Source organism: Pantoea sp. PGP6 (genome assembly GCF_053474785.1).
This window is the reverse complement of the sequence record NZ_JBQBMA010000004.1, coordinates 24418-49443: the sequence shown is the minus strand read 5'-3', so window position 1 is coordinate 49443 and position 25026 is coordinate 24418. Positions and strand designations below refer to the sequence as shown.

Sequence of the window (25026 nt, the reverse complement as noted above, 5' to 3'; positions counted from 1 at the left end):
TCTTCTGATGGAACTGCGCGTGGCGGCACGCGTCAGGCGATATACCACGAACGATGAGATTATCAGCCGGCTTATTGCGTCGATGCACTTCTCGCCCCGCAGGCATATTATTAAAACGGATGATGGTCAGCGGCTGGTTGCGCTGGCAAGGATGTTTGATGAATTTATTCAGTCCCGGCTGGATGTTATCCGGGAGGAATATCAGCCGGATGAAACGATGCAGGCAGAAAAGAAACCGTTCGTTCCCGGAAAGAACCGTGCGTTCAGCAGCAGCTTTCCCGAAAACCTGCGGCGGGATATGGAAATCAGCGCGAGATTTAACCGCCGGAGTATGAACATGGAAATACAGGAGCGCCTGCTGGATTCGCTTAACTATTTAACGGAGCAGCAGCTGCCCGAAAACGAAGAGGTCAGGCGGGGCTTTGTTGAATAAATCGAACTTTTGCTGAGTTGAAGGATCAGATCACGCATCCTCCCGACAACACAGACCATTCCGTGGCAAAGCAAAAGTTCAGAATCACCAACTGGTCCACCTACAACAAAGCTCTCATCAACCGTGGCTCCCTCACTTTCTGGCTGGATGATGAGGCGATTCAGGCCTGGTATGAGTCGGCAACGCCTTCATCACGAGGAAGGCCCCAGCGCTATTCTGATCTCGCCATCACCACCGTTCTGGTGATTAAACGCGTATTCCGGCTGACCCTGCGGGCTGCGCAGGGTTTTATTGATTCCATTTTTGCCCTGATGAACGTTCCGTTGCGCTGCCCGGATTACACCAGTGTCAGTAAGCGGGCAAAGTCGGTTAATGTCAGTTTCAAAACGTCCACCCGGGGTGAAATCGCACACCTGGTGATTGATTCCACCGGGCTGAAGGTCTTTGGTGAAGGCGAATGGAAAGTCAGAAAGCACGGCAAAGAGCGCCGTCGTATCTGGCGAAAGTTGCATCTTGCTGTTGACAGCAACACACATGAAGTTGTCTGTGCAGACCTGTCGCTGAATAACGTCACGGACTCAGAAGCCTTCCCGGGCCTTATCCGGCAGACTCACAGAAAAATCAGGGCAGCCGCGGCAGACGGGGCTTACGATACCCGGCTCTGTCACGATGAACTGCGCCGCAAAAAAATCAGCGCGCTTATTCCTCCCCGAAAAGGAGCAGGTTACTGGCCCGGTGAGTACGCAGACCGCAACCGTGCCGTTGCTAATCAGCGGCTGAGCGGAAGCAATGCACGGTGGAAATGGACAACGGAATATAACCGTCGCTCGATAGCGGAAACGGCAATGTACAGAATGAAGCAGTTGTTGGGAGATTCACTGACGCTGCGTGACTACGATGGTCAGGTAGCGGAAGCTATGGCCATGGTGCGTGCGTTGAACAGGATGACAAAGGCTGGGATGCCAGAAAGCGTGCGTATTGCCTGAAAATCCAGCCAGCTACAGGGTCGTTCGCAAGAAATCTTATTTATTCAACAAAGCCTTGCCTATGCTAAAACCCAGTCCATGACCGGACCAGCAGCAATTGCTACTTATCATGCTTCAGATGTCAGCTTACTTGCTCTCAGAGGCGTGACGGATTTCGACAAAGCCCTGTCTCATGTCAATGATAGGAACCTTCAGCAACTGCTGAATGATAACCAGGATAGGCAGAACGTGGCTACCTACGGAAATATCGACGCCTGCACCTTTATTCCGGGATGGTTTGAAGAGACGATGAAAAACTGCCCCTCACCGGTTGCTGCTGCATATATTGATGTAGACCTTCTTCTCTCAACGCGACAATGTCTGGCTGCTATTTATCCCAGGTTAGCACCAGGAGGCAGTATTTACTCACAGGATGGACACCTGCCTTTAATACTTGAGCTGCTTGAGGACAAATACTTCTGGGAAACGGAACTGGGGTATACGTGCCCTTTCCTTGAGGGAATACGAAAAGGGAAGCTGGTTAAAATCACCAAGCCGCCCTTCGAACGCTGACCCGACCTAGCGGATTATGTATCGATGACGTTTTCCCACCCACAATAGCGTGCCTTTAGCCGGCATAAATGTGAGGTGTTCATCCATTTGCTTTTCTTGGTTAATCCGAACAGCACCAGAACGAATGAGCCGCCTGAGCTCAGAACGACTGACATCGTGGATGGCCAGACTGCAGAGTTCGAGCAAGCTGATGGCTGCCGTATTGCTGATATCTAAGGACTCATGGTCCTCCTCTGCGGGACGATGCTGCTGGTAGACGCGCTGGAAATGGGCTTTAGCTCGTTCTGCCGCCTCATCGTCGTGATATTCACTGACCAATGTATGTGCCAGAGTTATTTTGAGCTCCATGGGGTGAAGACCGCTGTCACGCTCCGCAAGCATACGACTGACCGTCTCATCTGGGAGGTTGGTCGCAAGATGAAAATAATCTGGTACCAGAATGTCGGGCAGTGACATTACTTTTCCAAACATGTCTTCTGGGCTGTCCATGAGCGCAATATAGTTATTTTTTGATTTGCTCATTTTTTCGTGCCCATCAAGACCCGGCAGAAGGGGTAATGTAATGACAGCCTGACCCGGTATGCCGAAAGTTTCCTGTAGGGACCGGCCGACCAGATTATTGAACAGCTGGTCGGTTCCCCCAAGTTCGATATCAGAGTGGATCATAACAGAATCATATCCTTGCAAAACCGGATAGAGGAGCTCATGCAGATGCACAGGTGATGATGAATGGAAGCGTTGTTTAAAATCGTCCCGTTGCATCATCTGAGCTAAAGTAACGCGTGAAACGAGTTTAATAATGTCCGCAAATTGCATCGCATTAAACCATTCAGAATTTCTACGAACTTCGATCCGCGTTATGTCCAAGATTTTGCCTAACTGATCAATATAGGTTTGACTGTTCCTGAGGATATCGTCCTCTCCTAGAGGAGGGCGCAGTTTATTTCGTCCGGTTGGGTCACCGATAGACGCAGTAAAATCACCTATGATGATAACAATGCGATGCCCTGCATCCTGGAACTGCTTGAGTTTACGTAGCACCACTGCATGCCCCAGATGGAGGTCAGGTGCGGTTGGGTCAAATCCCAATTTGATCACGAGGCGGCGATCTTCTTTCAATGCTGTGGTCAATTTTGCATGTAGACCATTAGTTGGTTCCAGGATCGCTACGTTTTTAGACAGCATTTCAGTTACATTGTTAATATCCATGTAGGCACCATAAAATGTTCAAGATTTACTCACCATATTTATGGGCATACCATCTTGTCAAGAAATCTACATTTTTTATGAACATATCATCATGCCATCTCTAATTTTTGTGAAAATTAAGTACCTCGGGCTTCATAAGGATGTAGCAGATTGTAAAGTTTGAATGACTAGAGTTGGCGCTTAGCGGACATCAACTCCGGTCAGTAGCCGTCCCTTAAAAACGTCATTCTGTAAACAGACAAAGATTCTTATGCCCAATCGGGAGCCCTAAAGACTGCTTTTTCTCACCATCCCGGATTATCGCATTGATGATGGTTATCAGTTTCCGCATACAGGCCGTCATGGCAACCTTGAAAACTTTGCCTCTGGATGTCAGGTTTTCATAAAAAGCTTTGATTTCCGGGTTGTAGCGTACAGCCGAAAGTACGGCCATATACAACATTGAACGGATATCAGATCGGCCGCCCCATATCATCCTGCGCCCGCGAAAATTCCCACTATCCCTGGAGTAAGGACATAGTCCAATAAGCGCACTTATCTTACGGCGATCGAGCATACCCAGTTCAGGCACCTGAGTAAGTAATGCTGCCATTACAACCGGCCCTACCCCTTTAACTTCCCTGAGCAGCTCCACTTTCTCTTTCAGTACAGGGATTTTCCTAAGCCTTTCAGCGAGAACTTCGTCAATGCGCTTTATTTCAGAGGTTAACCACTGGATGTGGCGGCGTATATCAGACTTAATTTCTTGTTCTGTTTGTGCTTCGAGACGATTTTTTTCCATTGTGCGATTAGCCACAAGCTGACGCCGGCGACTTACCATTGCTTTAAGCTTCAGTAGCTCCTTATCAGGCATCTCTCTTACCGGCGGCTCCATACGCATGCCATATTCACAGATTAGTCTGGCATCCTGCACGTCAGTTTTTGACCGAAGTCCCAACGCACGACTGAAGTTCTTTATCAGGCGGGGATTAACGACAGCAACTTGGAAACCATGCACTTCTAATGACTCTACAAGCGCTCTGTGGTAGTTACCTGTTGCTTCAACAACAAATAAGCTAATTGCGTGTCTGCTGACCAACTCCAGCAACGCCTTAAAACCTTTTGCAGAATTTTCAAAATGATATGTGCCAGAACATCCACTCACACACACGTCAAAGCTGTTCTTGGCTATATCTACACCCATAACGACTTTCATGTTCATTTCAGTTCTCCCAATCTTGCAAAATTCGGGCTGGAGTTAACCGCCCAGGCAGTTGTTCGGGCTGGTGCTGAAAAATGCTGCGCTGTTCAGCTCACCCTCGGGCTTTAAACCCAGCAGGCCAGTCGTGCAGCAGCATCGAATTACCAGTTTAATGGGGCTTGCCCAACATACAAGCATGCAGGCGTAGCGTTACCCTTGACCGGCGCGCAGCCCGGCAACAGTGAGGACACGGCGGAGATTTCAATCGTGTACGCCCGGAGAGCGGACACGGTAAAAGCTGAGCGCAGCGAAAACCTTATTGAGTGTGCATAACGACGTCCGGCCTCATCTAAGAGGGCCGATTTGGCCGACAATGATTTTACCGAATGCCCGGAGAAGGGCGTAAAAAAACCGCCTTGCGGCGGCTTGTGTGGATTACCAGCTCTTAGGAGTACTCTTTGTAAAAGAGCCGCCAAGCACAGTGGCATCAATCGCGTTGCGACAGTCTTCTGTGCCGCGCGGATCGGAAGCTTTTCTGCATTCTTCATATTTAGCGGTGCGCTCTTTATCATGCGCTTTATACCACTCCAGGCTTTTTGCGCCCGCATCGCAGCCGGTAAGCAGTACGGCGGTCAGCAGGCTCAGTGGAACCAGTCCCGTTTTCATCATATCTTCCTTTTGGTGAATGAATAGCGACAGCAAATATAGCCCGGCTGCGGATCAGTGGGTATTTCCATCCTTAGTGCTGTCTTGCTTGTCACCGAATGACCAGGACTGAGGCTTGCTGGACGTGATGTTACCATCGGCGCGAACGGACGCATCGATCGCGTTGCGACAGTCTTCTGTGCCGCGCGGATCAGAAGCTTTCCTGCATTCCTCAACTTTGGCGCTGCGTTCCTTATCATGCGCTTTATACCACTCAAGGCTTTTTGCGCCCGCATCGCAGCCGGTAAGCAGTACGGCGGCCAGCAGGCTCAGTGAAAGCAGTCCCGTTTTCATCATATCTTCCTTTTGGTGAGTAAATCGCGACAGCAATTATACCCCGGCAGCGCGCACTGTTGCACGGTTCGGCAGTATTAGGGCTTTACCGAATCAGTGCAAAATACCGCTGGAAAAGAGGTGCTGTACCTTTTCCCACAGTTCCATCAGCATGAGTACATCTCCCAGGAACTGGCGCGGGCCGCACAGAGTTGTCTGGTAAATCCGGTATAAATTTTTCATTGCCAAAGCCTCATATTGGATGTGCACCAAAATTGTTGCGTCACGACGCCTCGCATACCCAGACAGTTTTCGCAGATCGGCCTATCCGCAGGCGGCACCTGTTTCTTCGTGCGGGTTGCCAGGCGGAAGTGTGACCGAAAAGCCATCCGGCATTCTTCCTGGGGTTTGTCGTGAAGAACAGACTAAAGACAATGTGTGCCGCGTTCCTCTTGGGGTTTGTCAGCTTCTGGCATGAATGAGGGCTAGCCGGTTTTCATGTGGGGAGCCGGTGGCATAAAGAATGCCTGTCCGGGAAATTCGGTTTCAAACATCTCATCTATAAACCTGACGGTCATTGGCGAGCCGTCACTTTTCAGGTACGTCACAACGTAAAACCGCCCTTGCAAGCGGCTTTTTGCGATTTGTACGACGCAGCGCGGCATTTAATGAACTTATAAATATGCCTTAAGCCAGTACCGCAAAGAATATGGCTAATCCTGAAAACATAAGTGCTATTTTAATAGCCATACGTGCCTGTTGTTCTTTAGCAGTGATGCTGGCTTTCAGACTGGTTTCCATATCCACTTTTGGCGATAGAGATGGATGATCAATCCACAGTCTGTCCCGCAACTGTTCTTTCGTATGCCTTATATCGCTTTTAATAAAAAGTAAATAAATCCAGAAAATCACAGCGATTATTATCGGGACTGCTATGCGGATATTTTCAAACATAGTTGCAGCCTGATTCATAAATTTCCTTTTTTGTCTTCGGAATACAGTTGAGTGCTTTCAGTACCCAGCCCGGGAAGGTCCTGGAGCCCGCCCGGGAAACAAATTAACGCGGGTCGATAAGGTCAACCACCATGGACAGTATCTCGTCCATAATGTGTGGCTCAACCGTGGCGGCATAGCTCGCCCTGCGCGCCGCCAGGTCAAGTGAGCGCAGCTGATAGCACAATGCCACCCCGGTAACCTTGCCGGTGTCCGTGCTGTTGCCGTCCAGGTAGACGGTTACACCCTGCGAGCGTGATGCGCCGCCGCCACTTGTCACCGGCACGCAGACAGCCGTTCCGAGTGCCGCGACCAGCTCCCGCTGCGAAATAACGAGGTAGTAATGCGGTCCCTTAAACTCGCGACCTTCCACCGGATCACCATTAACATGCCAGATTTCGCCCTTCTGCGGCACCCTTCTTGAAACCATCAGATAAGCTCCCTGCCCTGCGGCGCATCTCTCAGGCCGTCAGCTGTTTCTTCGTTGTAACTCTGGATTTCCTCCTGCACGATACCGGCCAGCAACTGCGAAACGGTCCGGCGGCCGCGAGGCACGCGCGCGACAGGGGCTATGTTTACGGTTTCGCCCTCTGCAGTCACGTCCAGTTCGATGCCGACCGTCCAGCCAGCCCTTACTGCAATCTCGCTCGGGATAGTCAGCACGACTGCCCCGCCCTGCTGACGAAGTCTTGTTGAAGCCATAGATCCTCCGAAGTGTCACTTAGTTACACATACTTTATCACAGAGTGACACTAAGTCACACTTTAAGCTCCTTTTTATTCCTCTTTTGTTACCGTCAGGAGCACAAAACTGTCGCACGACCGTCATGCTCATGACCAGTTGCGGCACTGCCCGGAGTGAAACAGGCCACGCCACACATCCTTCTGCCCTGAACGTGCAACCGTAACGCTCGCCGCAGACGCGGCTGAGGCGTACCGCAGCGTAGCGAGGAACGAACAGCCGTGACGAGGAAGCGTAATGGCATCGGTAGCCAACATGATCTGCGTTCACTCCACTCCCGGCATTTAGCCCCTGATGGCCACTCCGGGCAGGCTTATTTGATGCTGCAGGTTCTCCCGCCCGCATCTTTACAGCGGGCGACTGGTAAAATTGCCGCAGCCAGATTACTGTATATAAAAACAGTTATAATTTTCAGGCATACCTATGAGCGCTTCTTTCACAATACAGTTAGCGGCTGATGAGCCGCAGGAAATGTCACTACCACTCTTTCTTGAGCGGGTCCCGGCTGGTTTCCCTTCCCCTGCTCAGGACTATGTTGAATCAGAACTCAACCTGCACCAGTACTGCGTAAGACATCCTGCAGCAACATTTTTTCTCCGGGCCTCCGGAAGCAGTATGGCCAGCGCCGGCATGAAGGATGGCGACCTGCTGGTAATCGATCGTGCAGTCACGCCTGACCATGGTGACATCATTGTGGCCACAGCTGATGGTGAGTTTATTGTCCGGCAGCTGCAACTGCGGCCCCGCCTTGCGCTGCGATCGCTCAATCCTCCCCATCAGGCCATTTATGTTAACCCGGACGAGCTTGATGTCTTTGGCGTAGTCACCCATTTCATTCATAGCACCCGGGGAAAATGATGTTTGCCCTGGCTGACGTGAACAGCTTCTATGCCTCCTGCGAACAGGTTTTCCGCCCGGATCTTAAAGGGCAGCCTGTGGTAGTTGCTTCAAATAACGATGGTTGTGTTATCGCCAGAAACAAAGAGGCTAAGGCGCTGGGTATAAAAATGGGAGAGCCCTGGTTCAAACTGCGTGAAAGAGGATTTTCAAGTAAGGTTCATTGTTTTTCAAGTAATTACGCGCTCTAGTAAGTTAATTGGAATGCAACATCGACTGGCTAATCTTTGAGCAGCAATGCTGCTATCAGAGGTAAACACCATGATGATTCCACCAAATGAGGACGTTCTGGTACTGGCGGAGCGCTGGCTGAAACTGCTGTCCGACCTGGGCCGGGCTCAGGCCACACTCTCCGCCTACCGCAGTGCCCTCAGCCATTATTTTGCGTTCTGCAGCCATAACAGCATTGAACCTGAAAAGGCCCGGTTTGAAGACCTGGCCGTCTACATCCGCCCTCAGTTACCCGGCATGCCTTTTCCCGCGGCCAGCGCCACGCTCCAGCTGCGCCTTTCTGCGATCCGTCTCTGGTATGACTTTCTGGTTTATCAGGATATATGCAGTCTCAATCCATTACCCCGTGCGGGTTTGCCGGGGAGTGCTTATACGGGACGTGGTCTGGTTCCCCGTATCACACGTCTGCCCGTTATTCCTGATGATGAGCAATGGCTGAGATTTCTTAAACATGTTTCAACTGCCTCCCTGCGTGATCGGCTGATGCTCGCGCTTGCCTATTTTGGTGCACTCCGCCGTGCAGAGGTGACAGCCCTGGCGCTTGAGGATATCGACCCTGCTCATCGTCTGATTCGTGTCCGCGCCGAAACGACGAAAAACAGGCGGGAAAGGATAGTCTGCTACAGTCCCGCCGTAACACAGGTGCTGGCAAATCATTTCCGGCAGTTACGGCTCGCGGGTTTCTCTTGGGTATAAAAGTCAGAACCAGAAAAATGCTCTGTCAGCCATACTCGGCGTACTGATGCTGATGAATAACAATCCTCAACTTGAAAGCTTTACGATCGATCTGCTGTGGCGGGCGCAGAATTATCACGACCGGGGAATAGCAAAAACAGCTGGCAGGGTTTCACACGCACTTGCCGCAATGGGCATCATAAAAAATTCTGTGCGTATGCGGAATTATAAAGAATGGCATGAAAAATCCACGCAAGGTATCGCGGCAGACTGGGTCAGGTGGTGCCGGAAATGGAGGGATACGTCAGTGCTTCGCCCCCGATCACGGGAGAACCAGTACAGTTTTATTCTCCGCTGTGGGCTGTGGCTTGCCCGGCAATATCCGGATATTCACGAACCGGCCGACTGGACAATGGAAACCTGTGCCAGCTTTATTGCGGCAGTTGGACGAATGAAGGTGGGCGAGCTGTCACTGGGCACCGGAGGAGGTGCCCGGCAATCTGCCCGGATAGGTGAGCCCTTGCTGCCGAATTCCCGTAGCGGATTTGTGTATGCGGTTCGCCGTTTCATGATCGATTATGAAAACTGGGGCTGGGGGCGACTGAAATTCAGTCCGGCACGACATCTCTCTACGCCTGGCACTCCACTGTTCCGTCAGAGTGTAAATCCCCGCGTCATTGATGATCCGGTCTGGCTGAAGCTGATCTGGGCAAGCCTCAATCTGCGCCATGAAGATCTCCTGAGTGACATTCACTATCCTCTGTCCATGCTGCAGGCGATGGCCGTTATCTGGACACATGCCGGGCTGCGCCAGAACGAGTTAATGCGTCTTACTGCTGGCTGCATCACTCTGCAGGCGGATGATATCAGGCGGGAGGATGGTAACATCATTTTGGCAGGAACGCTTTGCTACCTCAGCGTACCGGCAGGAAAAACGTCTAAAGCCTTTGTAAAACCTATCTCTGCCGTCGTGAAAAAGTACGTTGATATCTGGCTCAGCGAACGTCCACAGGAACAGGCAGCTCTTACGGATGAGCGTACCGGTGAAAAAGTCCGCTTCCTGTTTCAGTTTCGGGGCAAACCTGTCGGCAGGGATGTCATAAACCGGACTGTCATCCCGGTTCTCTGTGCCAGAGCGGGTGTGCCTGTGGAAGACAGCCGGGGCCCAATTACCAGCCATCGGGGGCGCTTCAGCAGTTACAGCCCTGGCCAGTGTTCCGCAGGGCATGTCTTTGTATGAGCTGATGCAGTGGTCAGGTCATTCTACGCCTCAGTCCACCATGCATTATATTCGTATACGTCCTACCCAGCTGGCTGTGTCTTTTGTGAAGGCGGACCGGGTGGCGCATATGATGAGCGTGCTAATCGATCATGATCCGGAAGCTGTCAGCCTGACCGGACCGGCAACCTATTACGATTTAGGGGATTCTTTCTGTACGAACCCATTCTGGAGCAGTTGCCCTCACCGTATGGCCTGTATCGGGTGCGATTTTAACCTTCCTAAAGAAAGCGCCAGAGGCCTGTTGCTGGAAAGTAAGGCTTCAGTGAAGCGTTATCTGGAGGAAGTTCCGCTGACAGCTGACGAGCAAGAAATTGTCGTTAACGATATGGAAAAACTGGATTATGCATTGAAAAAACAGTAAAGCACCCTGTTTCGCCCCGGAGAACCATTTCGCCTGAAAAATGAATGCTGGACCCGGGGCGAAGGTTCAGACAGGTTATATTACTTTCTCATGAAAGATTCCCAGAGGTCCTCCGCCAGAAACCTGCTTTACGTTAACAGATCCCAAAGCGGAAGAGGATTATTTTTTCAGCCACGTTTCCATATGCTCAATTTCACCTTTTTGCGCTTTGATAATGTCCTCTGCCATCTTCTTCATTTCCGGATCTTTCCCGTATTTCAGTTCCGTTTCGGCCATGGCAATAGCCCCTTTGTGGTGCTCAATCATGCCCGAGGCAAACGCTCTGTCAGCGTCCTGCTCCTTCATGGCATTCATCATGCCGCTGTGCATCTTTTGCATACCAGACATGTACTCTTTTGAAGCCGGAGACATATTCATATCCTGGGACATCTTTGAGTCCGGCTGCTGAGCTATAACGGCAGCCGGCAGGGCAAAAATCAGTGAAGCAAAAACAAAATGCGTTTTTTTCATAACGTCACTCCTTCATGTATTGGATTCAGACTTCAGATTTTCCCGATATCCTTTAATGTGCCGGGAAACCTATTACTGATACTAAGGCAGTACAAGACAATGAAAATTGCCGACCTGCTGGTAAAACGTTAAGACACCTCCCGGGGAGCCGGTATCATGGCCGTGAACGTAATTACATTATTGTTCATGGAAACCTGCAGATCGCCCTCATGAGCCAGTAAAACAGAACGGGTGATGGACAACCCCAGCCCGGCACCGTCCGTATTATGCTGACGGGAAGCGTCGCCCCGGTAAAAGCGGTCAAAAAGCCGGTTCAGACTATCCCGGTTGATATTTTCTGTGGGGTTAGAGACATGTATAAAAACCCTGCCGGCGTGGTGTTCAGCCAGCACATTAATGGCTGATCCGGGTAATGAATATTTTATGGCGTTAGTTATCAGATTACTCATTGCACGACGCAGCATCAGGCGATCGCCTCTGACAACTGCCTCCCCCTGCAGAGAAAGCGTTTTGCCGCTGTCACCGGCAAGCGGTTCAAAAAAATCGAGGAGCTCTTCCAGCTCTGCGTTTAACGAAACGTCCTGTTTCTCCAGAGGCATCAGCCCGTTTTCAGATTTAGCCAGGAAAAGCATATCACTGCTCATTCTGGCGAGCCGGCTCAGCTCTTCCAGATTTGAAAAAAGCACCTCACGGTAACTTTCGGCATCACGTTCACGTGACAGCGCAACCTGAGTCTGCATCATTAGATTACTGACAGGGGTACGCAGTTCATGCGCGATATCCGAAGAGAACTCAGACAGACGACTAAATGAATCTTCCAGCCGTTCAAGCATGCTGTTAAATTCAGCTACTGTTACCTTCAGTTCGGCTGGCAGATTATGGCCAGGGAGACGTTTGCTCAGGCTGTTAATCGTAATCGCCGAGGCAAGCCGGTTTATTTCATTCAGAGGCCTGAGTCCCATCCGGGTGACGAGCCATCCCAGAAAAACGGAGATAAATATCAGAGCGACATTAAACCAGACCAGCCATCTTTTAAGCTGACCGATAAACTCATCATGAAGGCTGGTATCATAGGCTGCCGTAATCAGTACATCGTTTAGTTTACCTGCGCTCTTCGCATTAATTTTTCTGGCCATAACGTTATAACGCCTGCTGTCTTCCTCCACCGTCTGCATAATACCCGGACGGGTAGCTTCGCCGCTAAACCGCTCATAAGGCACCAAAAAACCGGGAGATGAATAGTCGGCCAGCATCTGGTTATCAGTTGTTTTAACGGAAAGATAAAGTCCGCTGTGACCAACCATGGCATCCGAAAGCTTTCGTGCAAGCGATGCGCTGTCGAGCTTTCCGGCGTGCACCTCACCCTCAAGAAGCTCTGTGGCAAGCTCAAGCTTTCCGGTCAGCAATGTGGCATCCTGATGACGAAAATAACTGCTGAGGGCGGCTACAAGCAGCACACTCGAAAGAAGCCAGACGGACATCATCACGCCGGCAAAAATTATGCTCAGTCGTGATGTCAGAGACCAGTTACGCTTCACTCTTCCCGTATCTCCAGCACATATCCGATACCCCGTACCGTGTGAATAAGCTTTGGTGTAAAGTCATCATCCACCTTACTGCGAAGTCGTCTGACGGCCACATCAATCACATTGGTATCGCTTTCAAAATTGATATTCCAGACCAGAGATGAAAGCAGGCTCCTTGGCAGCACCTCTCCGGTCCGCTGTAACAGCAGCTCAAGCAGCACAAATTCTTTAGCAGACAAATGTATCTTTTTGCCGGAACGGCTCACACTCCGGCGGGTGACATCCATAACCAAATCAGCAATGCGGTGCGTACCGGACGTTTGCGTACGGTTGCGTCTGAGCAGGGTGCGGATACGCGCCAGTAGCTCGGCAAAATCAAAGGGTTTGAGCAGATAGTCATCCGCGCCAAGATCGAGACCTTTAATCTTTTCACTGACGTTATCCCGGGCAGTCAGAAACAGCACGGGCTCTTCGTGCCGGGCCATACGCATCTGCTGAAGAATATCCCAGCCGTCCATTGAGGGCAGCATTACATCCAGAATAATGAGATCATAATGCTGTCGCAGGATATGCTCCAGTCCCTGACGCCCGTCGTTTACAAGGGTTACATCATATCCCGCTTCCAGAAGCCCCTGTCTCAGGTAGGTACCGGTTTTCAGTTCATCCTCAACGATCAGCATAGTGGTCATGGGCAGCTTTCCTGCAGGCTACGGTTAGTCGTTATTCCATACCGGTACCCGGCGACAGCGTGCCCAGCCAGGCGACGGTTGCCAGTATCAGTACCGAAACAGTAAATTCCGTGATAATGCTTTTACGCATCAGGTAAATACCCATCTTATATTGGCCCTGACGCAGGGCCGTTTCCAGTCGCGGTGTAAGCCGGAAGCGATTGGCGGCGGCCAGCAGCAGCATCAGAAAAAACAGAACAGTTTTTATCAGCAGCAGCAGACCATAGTCGCTGCCTGGCAGGGTACTCAGAGGCTTTTCAACGATAAATACGAAGTTAACCACGGCGGTGATGACAATGCTTAGCACAATGATCGTGCCGGCACGGGCAAAACCCGACAGCGCTGCGGCCAGCTGGCTGGCATAGACAGCCTTTTCAGCCTTTTTAATGCATAAGAGCAGAGTAAAAGCCGCCAGTGCACCGATCCAGGCCCCGGCCGCTGTCAGATGAATGATATCGCTCAGAAGATGAAGATAGTAGCTGATCCCGTCATTCATTGCCGCATGCCCGCCCCATGCCAGTGTAGCAAGTGCTATACCGCCGGACAGGGTAAGCACATAACGTGACAGCCCGACATGCCTGAGCCGCAGACCAAGCCCGATAAACGCCATGACCAGCGCAGCGAAGCGGATAACCCAGCTCATGCCCACTGCAGTTTCCCCGACAACCATCTCCATAATATGCAGCGTCAGTTCGCCGGGATCACTGACGCCACTCATGGCCTGAGCGACAAGCAGCATATTTACAAGGGACAAAACCATGCCAGCAGAGATGAGCGTAAAAAAGAACGACCAGACGCTGAACAACGATACCGATTTTTTCAATACACCCTTTACCCCATAAATTTCGAATAAAGGCAGGCCAAAAAGAAGCATAAGATCCAGGTAAAGAAAAAAACGGATGATAATAAAAGTCTGATCGTTCATGGTATTACTTCACGCTAAAACTGTAGTTGCCGGTGCGTGGGTGAGTATCAGAAGATACCGCCCGCCATTCCACTTTATAGGTTCCTGCAGGCAGAGTTTTTGCCGGTGTGATAATCATTGTTTTCGGATCGCTGCCCGCTGAGACTTTAGCCGCAACGGGCATTGGCGCATGAGAAGACATGCCCGGCATGGCGGTCATTACAAGACGTGCGCCGGAAAATTTCGTTACCAGATTTTCGGTGAAATGCAGTTCCAGTTTAGACGGTGCCGTTATCTGAGACTTATCAGCAGGGACAGCAGACGCCAGTTCCGGATGCGCCTGTGCAGCGAAAGTTGCGACAGAAGTAACTAAAGCAAAGAAATATTTGGCAGATGAATGTTTCATAATAATACCTGTTTTGTTTGAATTAACTGCATCAGAACCACATGCGAGCCCCGAGGAGGAAGCGCACTTCATTATCTTTTTTATCTTCACGGGCAGCCATATCAGCAGTATTGCCATAGAGCTGGCTCCACGAAATCCCCACGTAAGGTGCAAATTCTCTTTTCACTTCATAGCGAAGGCGAAGAGAAAGTTCGGTACTGGAAAGGCCTTTACCGGTTTCCCGTGCTTCATCATCTTTCCCGTAAATATTTGCCTCAAAGGAAGGCTGCAGGATCAGGCGATTGGTCAGCAGCACATCGTATTCGGCTTCCAGCCTGAGCGCTGTCCGTCCCTGCTCGCCGGCAAACGCAGTCAGCTCGCTTTCAAAGTTGTACAACGCCATGCCCTGAAAACCAGCAGCCAGCCAGGTTTGCGGTTTTCCGGGCCTGAAATCCTGCCGGGCACCGGCAACCACGTCCCACCAGGGTGTCAGAGCATGTCCCCATAAAGCCTGAACTTCTGCGGATTCGGCTTTACCTCGGGTGGTTTCACCTTCGCTACGTAACCAGAGTCGATTGATATCCCCGCCAGCCCAGCCGCTCACATCCCAGCTGAAGCCACCCGGATCACTGTTTTTTTGCCATTCCAGCTGATCGGCAAGCACAAAGTAATTTATGCTGTTGTCATGAACCTTATGCCCATGTACGTCCGGGAATGCTGCCTTACGGTCCGCCTCCGTAACCGGCGGAATGGGTGTACGGCTTTCTGCTGGCGCCGCGGGCTGCATGGATTCCATACCCTCCATACCGGATGCCCCAGGCGTCATTCCTTCCATTGACGCATGATCCATTCCCTGCATAGCAGAATGGTCCATGCCTGACATATCATGCTGTTGTGTATTGTCAGATGATCCCGTAGGTGCTGCATACGCGGGCATCACTATCGTTCCGGCAAACGCAGTGCAGGCCAGCAATCCTGCAGCGGAACGTGAAAAATACTTTGTCATACCATTCCATCCTGAAACTGACATTATCGCTACCTCACTCTGTAACCCGGACTTCACGAAACATGCCGGTTTCCATATGGAAAAGAAGATGACAGTGATAAGCCCACCGCCCGAGTGCATCGGCAGTCACCCGATAGCTTCGGCGGGTGCCCGGAGGCATATCGATAGTGTGTTTGCGTACCAGGAAATTACCGTCCTCATCCTCCAGATCGCTCCACATACCATGCAGGTGAATGGGGTGCGTCATCATCGTGTCGTTAACCAGCACCACACGCACGCGTTCGCCATATCGCAGCGTAACCGGTTCTGAATCGGAGAATTTAATACCGTTGAATGACCAGGCGAATTTTTCCATATGTCCGGTGAGATGTAGCTCGATGGTACGCGACGGCTCACGCCCGTCCGGATCTTCGAATGTGCTTTTCAAATCGGCATACGTAAGGACTTTTCTGCCGTTATTACGCAAACCAATGCCCGGGTCACTTAATTTAGGCGCCGGCATCATGGCCTGCATATCAACCAGTGGATTGTCTGTTTCAGATGCAGGATGTTTCTGCATGTCCCCCATGCCACTCATGCTGCCGTGATCCATCCCTGCCATGGCGCTATGGTCCATTTCCGGCATACTTTCTGCTGCTCCGGATACAGCTGAGCCATCCATAGCCTGCATAGCATTACCATCCATACCTGTCATGGTGTCGTTATTCATGCTCTGCATCTGGCTGTGATCCATACCTCCCATGCTGCCGTGATCCATCCCGCCCATCCCCATATCGTCCATAGTCAGCCAGGGGCGTGGATCGGGAGCCGGTACCGGAGCATAAAGCCCTTCACGGACAGCCAGCGTGCCGCGAGCGTAGCCGCTTCTGTCCATAGACTGCGCGAAAATAGTGTAGGCATCTTCAGCCGGCTCCACGATTACATCGTAAGTTTCGGCCACAGCGATGCGAAACTCGTCAACAGCAACAGGCGAGACATACTGGCCATCAGCCGCCACGACCGTCATTTTCAGACCTGGAATGCGCACATCAAAGTAGGTCATGGCGGAACCGTTAATGAAACGCAGGCGTACCTTCTCGCCTTTACGGAACAGCCCTGTCCAGTTTTTTCCAGGCCCCTGCCCGTTCATGAGATAGGTATATGTGGCACCACTGACGTCTGCCAAATCCGTCGGATTCATCTTCATTTCTGCCCACATTTTCCGATCGGACAAGGTACTGCCGAGACCTTTTTCCCTGGCGTCACGGAAAAAGTCAGAAACGGTAGGTTTCGCAAAGTTGTAATAATCGGACTGCTTTTTCAGTTTGGCGAGAATGTCTGATGCTTTTTCATCAGACCAGTCGGTAAGCATGACTATGTGTTCGCTATCCCAGACAAACGGTTCTGGTTCAGCAGCATCAATAATAATCGGGCCATAAACACCTTCCTGCTCCTGCAGGCCGGAATGGCTGTGATACCAGTATGTACCGTTCTGCTTTAGCTTAAAGGAGTAAACATAGGTATCGTCCGGCTCAATACCATGAAAACTCAGTCCCGGTACGCCATCCATATTCGCCGGCAGAAGAATGCCATGCCAGTGAATTGATGTCGGTTCAGAAAGGCGATTTTTAACTCTTAATGTAACGGTATCGCCTTCTTTCCAGCGCAACAGAGGGCCTGGCAGGCCGGCATTAATGGTTTTTGCATACCGGGTTTTACCGGTGATATTAAGCGGCGTCTCGCCAATAAACAGATCAAAGTCTGTGCCGGTAAGTGTGCGGGACTGCATCAGGCTTACCGCCGAGAATGCATCGAATGTTCGCAGGCCCAGTCCGCCCACAATGCCAGTGGCAGTGATCCCTTTAATGAAATTACGTCGTGAACTTTTAAGCTGCATGACTGAACTCCGGCAATTTCCTGTTATCCCGGGAGAATGGCTCTCTCCGCACCGGAAGCACAAGCCGTGCTTACCGTTCAGGATGTAAAATTTTTTGTTACCGGAAAGCTACCACAGCTACAGACTTTGTGTGATTACAATTATGTAATGTTGGAACGCACTGTTTATAAATTACATTTCTGTCATTTTTCGCCGTAACGTTTTTTCTTCTGTACGATGAACATCACTAAGGCCACAGGTAAACCCGGCCGGTAATTGTTTATTCTTATTTTACATTCAACGTTAAGGACTGCCACCATGAAAAAAGTAATGCTTATCCCTCTTGTGATCCTGATTTCCGCTTCGTCCGCATGGGCACAGCTGCATCCTGAAACAGCATCAGATAACACTGATAACCGTGTTTCTGTCTCTTCGATGAATGAGCATGAACGAGCCATTCTTGCGCATGAGAGCATGGATAATGCAAACTCAGCTGCGCATCAGAGCATTATCGATACGCACCGTAAAATGATGCTGGAAGAGAAATAACGGATAGTATGTGGACAGAAAATTCGCCCGGAGTTTTCTGTTCTCCTTTGCCACTGCATCCGGGATGTATTGTGCATTACCCTCATCATTAATGTATTTCCGGTAAATCTTCTTTCAGGCTGATTTCAGCCGGCCCGCTGACTGTGGCGGGCTACTTTTTTATATTTTAAACATTCTGTTTACCGCAGACCCCGGTTTACTCAACGTGCAGTAAGGTGTAACTGTATTTACCTTTTTTACCCGGTTCAGGTCTTATCTGCCAGCTGACCGCCCTGAACCTGCACTGCAATCTGCGATTTATCTTCCGGTTATGCCTGAAATGCCTCATACTGAAACGATAAAAGCATCGAAATGAATATACAGCCGCTTACAGAATGCCATCAGAACCAATAAACTTTGAAGGTCAGTTTTTTACGTTTCATGTCGTATACGCCGCTCTTATGCATAATGAAAAATTCTAACCGTCAAGGAAAGCGTGCTCTTGCTTCGCCCGTAAATATTTAAAATTATTAACAGAGAAATTGATTAATGTGCTTTTGTAGCACTCAAAAAAATAAGCAGCATTAAGCAAGTAATTTATTGAGAAATAGCACATTGCGTCATATAAAAATAGTAAGCTGGTTGAAATAGCTTCAACAGAATTCCTCAGCATTAGTTCAAAGCGATAAAGCCTCCAGTTGCAGCAGGAAACAAAAAAATAAATATCATAAAAATGCTGGGTGTTTATAAGCGTTGCAAAAAAGCCCCAAGCAGGGGCTGATTTGAATAAATGGTTCGTATCTGTAAGGTAAGAATTTCTGCGTCTGAATAAAACATTAAGGACTGATATAGCAACCCGCTTCCGTCAGTTTTACTTCATGCCGCGATGTATTGCAGCCATTGACTGGTGTGCTTCTGACTGGCCGTTACTCATATTTTCGTGGACAACGGCGGCCCTTTCATGTTCATCCATTTCTGCAAAAGATGGCGCGGTACTTGATTTCATGCCGGCCATCTCATCAGACATCTTCTGATGGTTCTTCGCCATTTTCTGATGGGCATCAGAAGCACTATTTTTCATGGAATTATGAACGATAAGGGCCTGTTCATGCTGATCCATACTCTTCATTTGTGATACTTCTCCCCTGACAGATTCAGGAACGGATGAAGACGGTTGTTGGTGCGCTGCCGCCTGGGCATTATTAACATGCTCATGAATGTTAATTTTTCCATCCGCCCAAGCTGAAGGAATTAAGCTAAGTCCGACAAAGGAAGCGAAAATTAAACTTTTCATAATAAGGTCCCCATTGATAATGAAATAAATAACGGACTGTCAACGATGTCATCAACTAAAGAGCTCACAAGCCAGACTGGTTTCATCTTAAAAAAGATAATATACGTAACTCAGTGCCTGTATTCCGTTGATATTGATCCATAAAGACTGTTCCGCCTGCTTAGTGAGGACGATTCTACCTGCTTAATTCTGTTGAAGGCATGACAGCTTAATGACATCTCTGTAATATATTTATTATTCATCGAAAAAACTGGAGACATTCGGGACACTATGCAGCCATTCTGGGTAATAGCAATATGAATCGTGTCGAAACTGTATCTGATTCGACCCACAGTTTCCCGTGATGAGCGTTTACGATTGACTTTACAATCGCCAGACCAATCCCACTGCCTTCTCCCTTTCTTTGCCGCGATGGATCGACGCGATAAAACCGATCAAACAAACGTGGCAGGTGTTCTGCAGGTATCGGTTTCCCTGGATTTTCAACTATAAGCTGAACACTATTCTCATTCCCCGCAATGGTTACAGTCACTGTCTTCCCTGACTGCGTATAACGCAGAGCGTTAGACAGAAGATTATTTAATGCCCTTCGGTACATAAGTGGGTCTCCTTTAATAAGGCAGCACGACCCGTTTAACTGCAGAGAAACATTGAGTTCTTCTGCCCAGGCTTCGAAAAAATCAAACACCTTGACCACTTCTGTGCGGAGATCAAACATTATCCGTTCGGGGATCAATTGATTATTATCAGCCTGTGCCAGAAAAAGCATATCGCTGACCATTTTTGTCATTCTGTTATACTCTTCAAGGCTGGAATACAACACATCCTCCAGCTCTTTCTGCGTTCTGTGCTGACTTAGCGCGATTTCAGTCTGTGTAACCAGATTGGTTATGGGCGTTCTGATTTCATGGGCGATATCAGCAGAGAAATTTGCCTGTCGCGTAAATACATCCTCAATCTTTTCAATCATATGGTTAAACGATATCACCAGTTGCTCCAGCTCGATGGGAACTTTGGACGGTTCCAGTCTCACATCCAGGTTCTCCGAGGTAATATTTTTAATGGCCTTGCTGACGTTGCGGAGAGGAAGATGTCCCTGGCGAACCGCTATGCGGATAATGCAAATAATCAACAGGCTGATTACAAAGGCAATGGCAATTAAATTCTTTTTTAGTGCTTCCAGGTAATGAAGATGAAAATCAATCGAGAGCCCAATTATCATCTGATACGTCTGTGGTTTTCCGTTAAGCGTTGCTTTGCCTGAAGATGCAACGATTCTGTAAGTCTGCATTTTCATGTCAGAGCCGTTGCGCATAAGTAAAGCTGGCTCTTTCACTGTCCAGAGGAATATTTCCCTGGCCCGACTATGCGCGGTAAAGTTTGATGCATTGACCGCAGAGCGTAACGTCGCCCCTTGTGGTGAGCTGAACAACACGTCGCCCCCATCAGTCAAAATAAGAACAGCGACGTTGCGGTAATCTGAGATGGATTCTTTGATTTTACTTATTTTTTTTTGGTCCGGAGCTACAGGTGTCTGCAGTATTCTGTTCATCGTGAGACTGATTTGTTTCAGATCCCGGACATCCTGCTCTGCAAAGTGTTTTTCAACGGAATGCAGCATAAACCAGGTAAAAGCAAAAAACGCAATTATGGTGGACAGGCTGATAAAGAAGGTCAGTCTCAGTGCGAGAGAGTAAGGGCGCCCTGAGAAATTAAAACGCATCCGGAACCTCCAGGATATATCCCACGCCGCGGACCGTCTGGATCAGCTTAGGCTCATAATCGTTGTCTACCTTTGCCCTGAGGCGTTTTACTGCCACATCTATAGCATTAGTATCGCTGTCAAAGTTCATATCCCAGACCTGCGATGCAATCAGCGAACGGGGCAGCACCTCTCCCTGATGACGAATGAAGAATTCCAGCAGGGAGAACTCCTTACTCGTCAGCAAAATACGTTTCCCTGCGCGGCTAACCTTCCTTGAAACGAGGTCTACCATCAGATCAGCCACCTTAAACTGGCTTTCCGTGATGACTGTGTTACCCCGTCGTAAAAGTGTCCTGACCCGGGCAAGAAGCTCAGCAAACGCAAATGGTTTGATCAGGTAATCGTCCGCGCCCAGCTCAAGTCCTTTAACCCGGTGCTCAATGGTGCCGAGAGCCGTAAGCAGCAAAACAGGCATACCTTTACCTGCGGCACGAAGCATACGAATAATATCCCAGCCGTTTACATCCGGGAGCATGATATCCAGAATCAGTAAATCATATTCGGCTGTTATGGCGAGATGATATCCGGTCAGACCATTATCAGCGAGATCAACTACAAATCCCGCCTCAGTAAGCCCTTTACTGAGGTACTCTCCAGTTTTTACTTCATCTTCAACGATCAGTATTTTCATCTTGCTCCCCTGGCTGACTACTCATGCCATTCATTCTATTTAGCCTAAGCATGTAATCAACGACTTACGTTAAAAATGACAGCATTGTCATTATTCAGTCACCTGGCAAACAGAGAGCATTCTGTAAAATCCCCCTATCAATACTCTGGACTTCATTTGAACCATTTACCAGGCCTGCCTGGAAGAGAAGCGTTATGTTCAAATTAAAACTATTAAGCATCAGCATGATTTTTATACTGACAGGCTGCGTTTCACTGGCACCTGAGTATCAGCGGCCGGCAGCGCCAGTACCACAGCAGTTTTCTCTGTCACGCAACAGCCTGACGCCAGCGGTAAATGGCTATCAGGATACGGGCTGGCGTAATTTTTTTGTCGATCCCCATGTTACCCTGCTGATCGGTGAAGCCCTGACAAACAACCGTGATTTGAGAATGGCCGCCCTGAAGGTTGAAGAGGCCCGGGCCCAGTTCAACGTCACGGATGCAGATCGTAATCCCCAGTTGAATGCCTCATCCGGGATCACCTACCGCGGTAGTCTGAAAGGTGACAAGCCGACCGCACAGGAGTACGACGCGGGTCTGGAGCTCAGCTATGAGCTCGATTTTTTCGGCAAGCTTAAGAACATGAGTGAAGCTGACCGCCAGAACTATTTTGCCAGCGAAGAAGCCCGTCGTGCCGTACACATCCTGCTGGTATCGAACGTTTCACAGAGCTATTTCAGCCAGCAACTGGCGTCCGAACAACTCCGTATTGCGCGGGAAACGCTGAAAAATTATCAACAGTCTTATGCTTTCGTTGAACAACAGCTGGTGACCGGGAGTGCGAACGTTCTGGCGCTTGAACAGGCCAGGGGACAAATCGAAAGTACCCGCGCTGAGATAGCCAAACGAGAAGGCGATCTGGCGCAGGCAAACAATGCCCTGCAACTGCTGCTGGGAGCCTACCACGCACTTCCGTCAGAAAAAACGATGAAAGGTGGTGAGATCGCACCAGTAAAACTGCCACCAAACCTGTCGTCACAAATTTTGCTGCAGCGCCCGGATATCATGGAAGCGGAATACCAGCTCAAAGCGGCTGATGCCAATATTGGCGCAGCGCGAGCGGCCTTTTTCCCATCCATTAGCCTGACCAGTAGTCTTTCCGCAAGCAGTACAGAGCTGTCCAGCCTCTTTACGTCAGGAAGCGGAATGTGGAATTTTATTCCCAAAATTGAAATTCCTGTTTTTAATGCCGGCAGGAACAAAGCCAATCTGAAACTGGCTGAAATTCGCCAGCAACAGTCGGTGGTTAACTACGAACAAAAAATTCAGTCCGCCTTTAAGGATGTATCCGATACGCTTGCGCTGCGGGACAGCCTTAGCCAGCAACTTGAGGCACAGCAGCGTTATCTCAATTCACTGCAGATAACCCTCCAGCGTGCCAGAGGATTATATTCAAGTGGTGCTGTCAGCTACATTGAAGTGCTGGATGCAGAACGCTCCCTGTTCACGACACAGCAAACCATTCTCGATCTTACATATTCCCATCAGGTTAACGAAATCAATCTGTTCACCGCACTGGGTGGCGGTTGGGTAGAGTAAATTTAATTCATTAATCAGGAAATAAAAAATGCGTAATTCACTTAAAGCCGTTTTATTGGGCACCTTCTCTGTCATGATTTCTGCCGGTCTTCATGCTGAAACACATCACCATGGTGATATGAATGCTGCCAGTGATGCTTCGACACAGCAAATTATTTATGGCAACGGTGTCGTTAAAGACATTGATATAAAAAGTAAAAAAATTACCATTTCGCACGGAGCTATCCCTGCGGTGGGCTGGCCTGCAATGACCATGCGCTTCACCTTTGTGAATGCAGACGACACCATTAATGCCCTGAAAACCGGTAACCACGTTGATTTCTCGTTTATTCAGCAGGGCAATATCGCCTTACTCAAAAGCATTAACGTTACCCAATCCTGACTGACAGCCCGGAGCGAATATATCCAGTGGGCCTGAACACTTATAAAGATATTTCTGTGAATTAATGATCAGGCGCATATGCCAGGTGTTTTGATTTTTCAGCGAGAAATTGTATGGCTTCTTTAAAGATAAAATATGCTGCAATAATTATCAGCAGCCTGATAGCAGGGGGGCTGATATCGGTTACTGCCTTGCAGTATGTAAACCCGGAACAAAAAACAGTACAAACGGAACTAAAGACACCGGAGCGAAAGATACTTTTCTGGTATGACCCGATGAAACCGGATACGAAATTTGATAAACCCGGAAAATCACCCTTTATGGACATGGACCTGGTGCCAAAATATGCAGATGAAAGCGGCGAGAAAATCAGCGATGGGATCCGTATTGATCCAACGCTGGTTCAGAACCTGGGATTAAAAACGCAAAAAGTCACACGCGGAATGCTGAATTATTCTCAGACAATACCGGCCAATGTTAGTTACAACGAGTATCAGTTTGTCATTGTGCAGGCGCGCTCTGACGGTTTCGTCGAAAAAGTGTATCCCCTGACGATTGGCGATCATGTGAAGGAAGGTACACCGCTTATCGATATTACCATTCCGGAATGGGTGGAAGCACAAAGTGAGTTTCTACTGTTATCTGGCACCGGAGGGACACCAACGCAAATTAAAGGTGTGCTTGAACGACTTCGTCTGGCCGGAATGCCGGAAAAGGATATCCAGAAACTGCGGTCAACCCGGAGTATTCAGACCCGGTTTACCATTAAGGCACCGATAGATGGTGTCATTACGGCGTTTGACCTGCGCACTGGTATGAATATCTCAAAAGATAAAGTGGTGGCACAGATTCAGGGGATGGATCCGGTCTGGATCAGTGCGGCAGTACCCGAATCCATCGCCTATCTCCTGAAAGACACCTCTCAATTTGAAATTTCAGTACCGGCCTATCCGGATAAATTGTTCCATGTAGAAAAATGGAACATTCTTCCCAGCGTCGATCAAACCACCCGGACCCTGCAGGTACGTCTGCAGGTATCAAACAAGGACGAACGTCTTAAACCGGGCATGAATGCCTATCTGAAACTGAATACCCGGAGCCAGGAAATGTTGCTGATCCCGTCGCAGGCCGTTATTGACACCGGTAAAGAACAGCGCGTGATCACTGTCGATGCAGAAGGTCGGTTTGTGCCAAAAAGGGTCCACGTTCTCCACGAATCTCAGCAACAGTCCGGTATCGGCACCGGCCTCAATGAAGGCGATATGGTGGTAGTCAGCGGCATGTTCCTGATTGACTCCGAAGCCAACATTACGGGCGCACTGGAACGTATGCGTCATCCGGAAACAACGGACGGCACAATGTCGCCAATGTCCGCTCCGTCTGCAAATACACATTCCGGTCATTGAGGAGACGA

General features: G+C 49.5%; 28 protein-coding genes and 1 pseudogene. 12 read left to right on the top strand and 17 right to left on the bottom strand.

All coding sequences use genetic code 11. The features are described 5' to 3' along the window. The first annotated feature begins 19 nt into the window (after positions 1-19). The 3 genes from ACLIBF_RS23540 (at position 20) to ACLIBF_RS23530 (ending at position 1971) form a co-directional block, all read left to right on the top strand. Positions 20-433 carry an Arc family DNA-binding protein gene (locus tag ACLIBF_RS23540; RefSeq protein WP_448310808.1) on the top strand — a complete coding sequence of 138 codons (414 nt, stop codon included), beginning with the start codon at positions 20-22 and terminating at the stop codon, positions 431-433. A 62-nt stretch (positions 434-495) separates the two neighbouring features. After that, positions 496-1419 carry an IS5 family transposase gene (locus tag ACLIBF_RS23535; RefSeq protein WP_001118645.1) on the top strand — a complete coding sequence of 308 codons (924 nt, stop codon included), beginning with the start codon at positions 496-498 and terminating at the stop codon, positions 1417-1419. 78 nt (positions 1420-1497) lie between these two features. Further along, entirely contained in the window at positions 1498-1971 is a 474-nt protein-coding gene (locus tag ACLIBF_RS23530) for a TylF/MycF/NovP-related O-methyltransferase (protein WP_448310807.1), read from the top strand. A gap of 6 nt (positions 1972-1977) precedes the next feature. Here ACLIBF_RS23530 and tyrS read toward each other — a convergent pair whose 3' ends face one another. The 7 genes from tyrS to ACLIBF_RS23495 all read right to left on the bottom strand — a co-directional run bounded on the left by tyrS (position 1978) and on the right by ACLIBF_RS23495 (position 7033). Beyond that, positions 1978-3180 carry a tyrosine--tRNA ligase gene (gene tyrS, locus ACLIBF_RS23525; protein ID WP_448310805.1) on the bottom strand — a complete coding sequence of 401 codons (1203 nt, stop codon included), beginning with the start codon at positions 3178-3180 and terminating at the stop codon, positions 1978-1980. A gap of 223 nt (positions 3181-3403) precedes the next feature. Next, positions 3404-4381, bottom strand: a complete 978-nt coding sequence (locus ACLIBF_RS23520) for an IS110 family transposase (RefSeq protein ID WP_448310804.1) — start codon at positions 4379-4381, stop codon at positions 3404-3406. Between the two features lie 414 nt (positions 4382-4795). Beyond that, positions 4796-5026: an EexN family lipoprotein gene (locus tag ACLIBF_RS23515; protein ID WP_448310803.1), complete on the bottom strand. Its 231-nt coding sequence runs from the start codon at positions 5024-5026 to the stop codon at positions 4796-4798. A gap of 54 nt (positions 5027-5080) precedes the next feature. Next, positions 5081-5359 (bottom strand): EexN family lipoprotein, encoded by a 279-nt coding sequence (locus ACLIBF_RS23510; protein WP_448310802.1) that lies wholly within the window; start codon positions 5357-5359, stop codon positions 5081-5083. Between the two features lie 666 nt (positions 5360-6025). Next, positions 6026-6310: a hypothetical protein gene (locus tag ACLIBF_RS23505; RefSeq protein ID WP_448310801.1), complete on the bottom strand. Its 285-nt coding sequence runs from the start codon at positions 6308-6310 to the stop codon at positions 6026-6028. Positions 6311-6395: 85 nt separating this feature from the next. Then, complete coding sequence (locus tag ACLIBF_RS23500; RefSeq protein ID WP_448310800.1) at positions 6396-6761, bottom strand: type II toxin-antitoxin system PemK/MazF family toxin; 366 nt, start codon at positions 6759-6761, stop codon at positions 6396-6398. Beyond that, a complete protein-coding gene (locus tag ACLIBF_RS23495) occupies positions 6761-7033 on the bottom strand; it encodes an antitoxin (RefSeq protein WP_448310799.1) in 273 nt (90 codons plus the stop codon). The genes ACLIBF_RS23500 and ACLIBF_RS23495 overlap by 1 nt, the downstream gene beginning before the upstream one ends. 462 nt (positions 7034-7495) lie before the next feature. Between ACLIBF_RS23495 and umuD the strand changes: the two genes are divergently transcribed. The 5 genes and pseudogenes from umuD to ACLIBF_RS23470 all read left to right on the top strand — a co-directional run bounded on the left by umuD (position 7496) and on the right by ACLIBF_RS23470 (position 10518). Beyond that, positions 7496-7930, top strand: coding sequence for a translesion error-prone DNA polymerase V autoproteolytic subunit (gene umuD, locus ACLIBF_RS23490; RefSeq protein WP_089562074.1), 435 nt, complete (start codon positions 7496-7498; stop codon positions 7928-7930). Beyond that, positions 7930-8157 (top strand): annotated as a pseudogene (locus ACLIBF_RS23485) (Y-family DNA polymerase); the annotation flags it as partial. The gene umuD and the pseudogene ACLIBF_RS23485, both read left to right, overlap by 1 nt. Positions 8158-8230: 73 nt before the next feature. Next, complete coding sequence (locus tag ACLIBF_RS23480; protein WP_448310797.1) at positions 8231-8896, top strand: tyrosine-type recombinase/integrase; 666 nt, start codon at positions 8231-8233, stop codon at positions 8894-8896. A gap of 46 nt (positions 8897-8942) precedes the next feature. After that, complete coding sequence (locus ACLIBF_RS23475) at positions 8943-10115, top strand: hypothetical protein (protein ID WP_448310796.1); 1173 nt, start codon at positions 8943-8945, stop codon at positions 10113-10115. Positions 10116-10224: 109 nt separating this feature from the next. After that, the gene (locus tag ACLIBF_RS23470) at positions 10225-10518 is read left to right on the top strand and encodes a site-specific recombinase (protein WP_244555213.1); all 294 of its coding nucleotides are present in this window, start codon (positions 10225-10227) and stop codon (positions 10516-10518) included. Between the two features lie 159 nt (positions 10519-10677). Here ACLIBF_RS23470 and copM read toward each other — a convergent pair whose 3' ends face one another. The 7 genes from copM to ACLIBF_RS23435 all read right to left on the bottom strand — a co-directional run bounded on the left by copM (position 10678) and on the right by ACLIBF_RS23435 (position 17453). Continuing rightward, a complete protein-coding gene (gene copM / locus ACLIBF_RS23465; RefSeq protein WP_094111241.1) occupies positions 10678-11028 on the bottom strand; it encodes a CopM family metallochaperone in 351 nt (116 codons plus the stop codon). A gap of 128 nt (positions 11029-11156) precedes the next feature. Beyond that, complete coding sequence (locus ACLIBF_RS23460; RefSeq protein WP_448310794.1) at positions 11157-12566, bottom strand: heavy metal sensor histidine kinase; 1410 nt, start codon at positions 12564-12566, stop codon at positions 11157-11159. Then, positions 12563-13243 (bottom strand): heavy metal response regulator transcription factor, encoded by a 681-nt coding sequence (locus ACLIBF_RS23455; protein ID WP_065647974.1) that lies wholly within the window; start codon positions 13241-13243, stop codon positions 12563-12565. Before ACLIBF_RS23455 ends, ACLIBF_RS23460 begins: the two co-directional genes overlap by 4 nt. A 31-nt stretch (positions 13244-13274) precedes the next feature. Further along, positions 13275-14207, bottom strand: coding sequence for a copper homeostasis membrane protein CopD (copD, locus tag ACLIBF_RS23450; RefSeq protein WP_182505476.1), 933 nt, complete (start codon positions 14205-14207; stop codon positions 13275-13277). A gap of 4 nt (positions 14208-14211) precedes the next feature. Further along, positions 14212-14592 carry a copper homeostasis periplasmic binding protein CopC gene (gene copC, locus ACLIBF_RS23445; RefSeq protein ID WP_133846943.1) on the bottom strand — a complete coding sequence of 127 codons (381 nt, stop codon included), beginning with the start codon at positions 14590-14592 and terminating at the stop codon, positions 14212-14214. Between the two features lie 31 nt (positions 14593-14623). Continuing rightward, positions 14624-15508, bottom strand: a complete 885-nt coding sequence (locus ACLIBF_RS23440) for a copper resistance protein B (protein ID WP_182505480.1) — start codon at positions 15506-15508, stop codon at positions 14624-14626. A gap of 103 nt (positions 15509-15611) precedes the next feature. Beyond that, a complete protein-coding gene (locus ACLIBF_RS23435; RefSeq protein WP_187495284.1) occupies positions 15612-17453 on the bottom strand; it encodes a copper resistance system multicopper oxidase in 1842 nt (613 codons plus the stop codon). Positions 17454-17750: 297 nt separating this feature from the next. Between ACLIBF_RS23435 and ACLIBF_RS23430 the strand changes: the two genes are divergently transcribed. Beyond that, complete coding sequence (locus tag ACLIBF_RS23430) at positions 17751-17981, top strand: hypothetical protein (protein ID WP_182505474.1); 231 nt, start codon at positions 17751-17753, stop codon at positions 17979-17981. An 850-nt stretch (positions 17982-18831) separates the two neighbouring features. On the opposite strand, the gene ACLIBF_RS23425 is transcribed toward ACLIBF_RS23430, so the two are convergent. The 3 genes from ACLIBF_RS23425 to ACLIBF_RS23415 all read right to left on the bottom strand — a co-directional run bounded on the left by ACLIBF_RS23425 (position 18832) and on the right by ACLIBF_RS23415 (position 21650). Beyond that, positions 18832-19254 (bottom strand): copper-binding protein, encoded by a 423-nt coding sequence (locus ACLIBF_RS23425; RefSeq protein WP_182505473.1) that lies wholly within the window; start codon positions 19252-19254, stop codon positions 18832-18834. 268 nt (positions 19255-19522) lie between these two features. Further along, the gene (locus tag ACLIBF_RS23420) at positions 19523-20977 is read right to left on the bottom strand and encodes a Cu(+)/Ag(+) sensor histidine kinase (RefSeq protein WP_425048474.1); all 1455 of its coding nucleotides are present in this window, start codon (positions 20975-20977) and stop codon (positions 19523-19525) included. Further along, positions 20967-21650: a copper/silver response regulator transcription factor gene (locus tag ACLIBF_RS23415; RefSeq protein ID WP_182505471.1), complete on the bottom strand. Its 684-nt coding sequence runs from the start codon at positions 21648-21650 to the stop codon at positions 20967-20969. Before ACLIBF_RS23415 ends, ACLIBF_RS23420 begins: the two co-directional genes overlap by 11 nt. A gap of 194 nt (positions 21651-21844) precedes the next feature. Here ACLIBF_RS23415 and ACLIBF_RS23410 point away from each other — a divergent pair, with 194 nt between their 5' ends. The 3 genes from ACLIBF_RS23410 (at position 21845) to ACLIBF_RS23400 (ending at position 25018) form a co-directional block, all read left to right on the top strand. After that, complete coding sequence (locus ACLIBF_RS23410) at positions 21845-23230, top strand: efflux transporter outer membrane subunit (RefSeq protein ID WP_182505470.1); 1386 nt, start codon at positions 21845-21847, stop codon at positions 23228-23230. A 28-nt stretch (positions 23231-23258) separates the two neighbouring features. After that, positions 23259-23612, top strand: coding sequence for a cation efflux system protein CusF (gene cusF, locus ACLIBF_RS23405; RefSeq protein ID WP_187495286.1), 354 nt, complete (start codon positions 23259-23261; stop codon positions 23610-23612). A gap of 113 nt (positions 23613-23725) precedes the next feature. Then, complete coding sequence (locus tag ACLIBF_RS23400) at positions 23726-25018, top strand: efflux RND transporter periplasmic adaptor subunit (protein WP_182505468.1); 1293 nt, start codon at positions 23726-23728, stop codon at positions 25016-25018. Positions 25019-25026: the final 8 nt, after the last annotated feature.

What these genes read in the sequence shown, in the direction of transcription:
- ACLIBF_RS23530 (WP_448310807.1), top strand. Translation starts at nt 1,498, where the DNA reads ATGACCGGACCAGCAGCAATTGCTACTTATCATGCTTCAGATGTCAGC.
- tyrS (WP_448310805.1), bottom strand. Translation starts at nt 3,180, where the DNA reads ATGGATATTAACAATGTAACTGAAATGCTGTCTAAAAACGTAGCGATC.
- ACLIBF_RS23520 (WP_448310804.1), bottom strand. Translation starts at nt 4,381, where the DNA reads ATGAACATGAAAGTCGTTATGGGTGTAGATATAGCCAAGAACAGCTTT.
- ACLIBF_RS23515 (WP_448310803.1), bottom strand. Translation starts at nt 5,026, where the DNA reads ATGAAAACGGGACTGGTTCCACTGAGCCTGCTGACCGCCGTACTGCTT.
- ACLIBF_RS23510 (WP_448310802.1), bottom strand. Translation starts at nt 5,359, where the DNA reads ATGAAAACGGGACTGCTTTCACTGAGCCTGCTGGCCGCCGTACTGCTT.
- ACLIBF_RS23505 (WP_448310801.1), bottom strand. Translation starts at nt 6,310, where the DNA reads ATGAATCAGGCTGCAACTATGTTTGAAAATATCCGCATAGCAGTCCCG.
- ACLIBF_RS23500 (WP_448310800.1), bottom strand. Translation starts at nt 6,761, where the DNA reads ATGGTTTCAAGAAGGGTGCCGCAGAAGGGCGAAATCTGGCATGTTAAT.
- ACLIBF_RS23495 (WP_448310799.1), bottom strand. Translation starts at nt 7,033, where the DNA reads ATGGCTTCAACAAGACTTCGTCAGCAGGGCGGGGCAGTCGTGCTGACT.
- umuD (WP_089562074.1), top strand. Translation starts at nt 7,496, where the DNA reads ATGAGCGCTTCTTTCACAATACAGTTAGCGGCTGATGAGCCGCAGGAA.
- ACLIBF_RS23480 (WP_448310797.1), top strand. Translation starts at nt 8,231, where the DNA reads ATGATGATTCCACCAAATGAGGACGTTCTGGTACTGGCGGAGCGCTGG.
- ACLIBF_RS23475 (WP_448310796.1), top strand. Translation starts at nt 8,943, where the DNA reads ATGCTGATGAATAACAATCCTCAACTTGAAAGCTTTACGATCGATCTG.
- ACLIBF_RS23470 (WP_244555213.1), top strand. Translation starts at nt 10,225, where the DNA reads ATGATGAGCGTGCTAATCGATCATGATCCGGAAGCTGTCAGCCTGACC.
- copM (WP_094111241.1), bottom strand. Translation starts at nt 11,028, where the DNA reads ATGAAAAAAACGCATTTTGTTTTTGCTTCACTGATTTTTGCCCTGCCG.
- ACLIBF_RS23455 (WP_065647974.1), bottom strand. Translation starts at nt 13,243, where the DNA reads ATGACCACTATGCTGATCGTTGAGGATGAACTGAAAACCGGTACCTAC.
- copD (WP_182505476.1), bottom strand. Translation starts at nt 14,207, where the DNA reads ATGAACGATCAGACTTTTATTATCATCCGTTTTTTTCTTTACCTGGAT.
- copC (WP_133846943.1), bottom strand. Translation starts at nt 14,592, where the DNA reads ATGAAACATTCATCTGCCAAATATTTCTTTGCTTTAGTTACTTCTGTC.
- ACLIBF_RS23440 (WP_182505480.1), bottom strand. Translation starts at nt 15,508, where the DNA reads ATGCCCGCGTATGCAGCACCTACGGGATCATCTGACAATACACAACAG.
- ACLIBF_RS23435 (WP_187495284.1), bottom strand. Translation starts at nt 17,453, where the DNA reads ATGCAGCTTAAAAGTTCACGACGTAATTTCATTAAAGGGATCACTGCC.
- ACLIBF_RS23430 (WP_182505474.1), top strand. Translation starts at nt 17,751, where the DNA reads ATGAAAAAAGTAATGCTTATCCCTCTTGTGATCCTGATTTCCGCTTCG.
- ACLIBF_RS23425 (WP_182505473.1), bottom strand. Translation starts at nt 19,254, where the DNA reads ATGAAAAGTTTAATTTTCGCTTCCTTTGTCGGACTTAGCTTAATTCCT.
- ACLIBF_RS23420 (WP_425048474.1), bottom strand. Translation starts at nt 20,977, where the DNA reads ATGCGTTTTAATTTCTCAGGGCGCCCTTACTCTCTCGCACTGAGACTG.
- ACLIBF_RS23415 (WP_182505471.1), bottom strand. Translation starts at nt 21,650, where the DNA reads ATGAAAATACTGATCGTTGAAGATGAAGTAAAAACTGGAGAGTACCTC.
- ACLIBF_RS23410 (WP_182505470.1), top strand. Translation starts at nt 21,845, where the DNA reads ATGTTCAAATTAAAACTATTAAGCATCAGCATGATTTTTATACTGACA.
- cusF (WP_187495286.1), top strand. Translation starts at nt 23,259, where the DNA reads ATGCGTAATTCACTTAAAGCCGTTTTATTGGGCACCTTCTCTGTCATG.
- ACLIBF_RS23400 (WP_182505468.1), top strand. Translation starts at nt 23,726, where the DNA reads ATGGCTTCTTTAAAGATAAAATATGCTGCAATAATTATCAGCAGCCTG.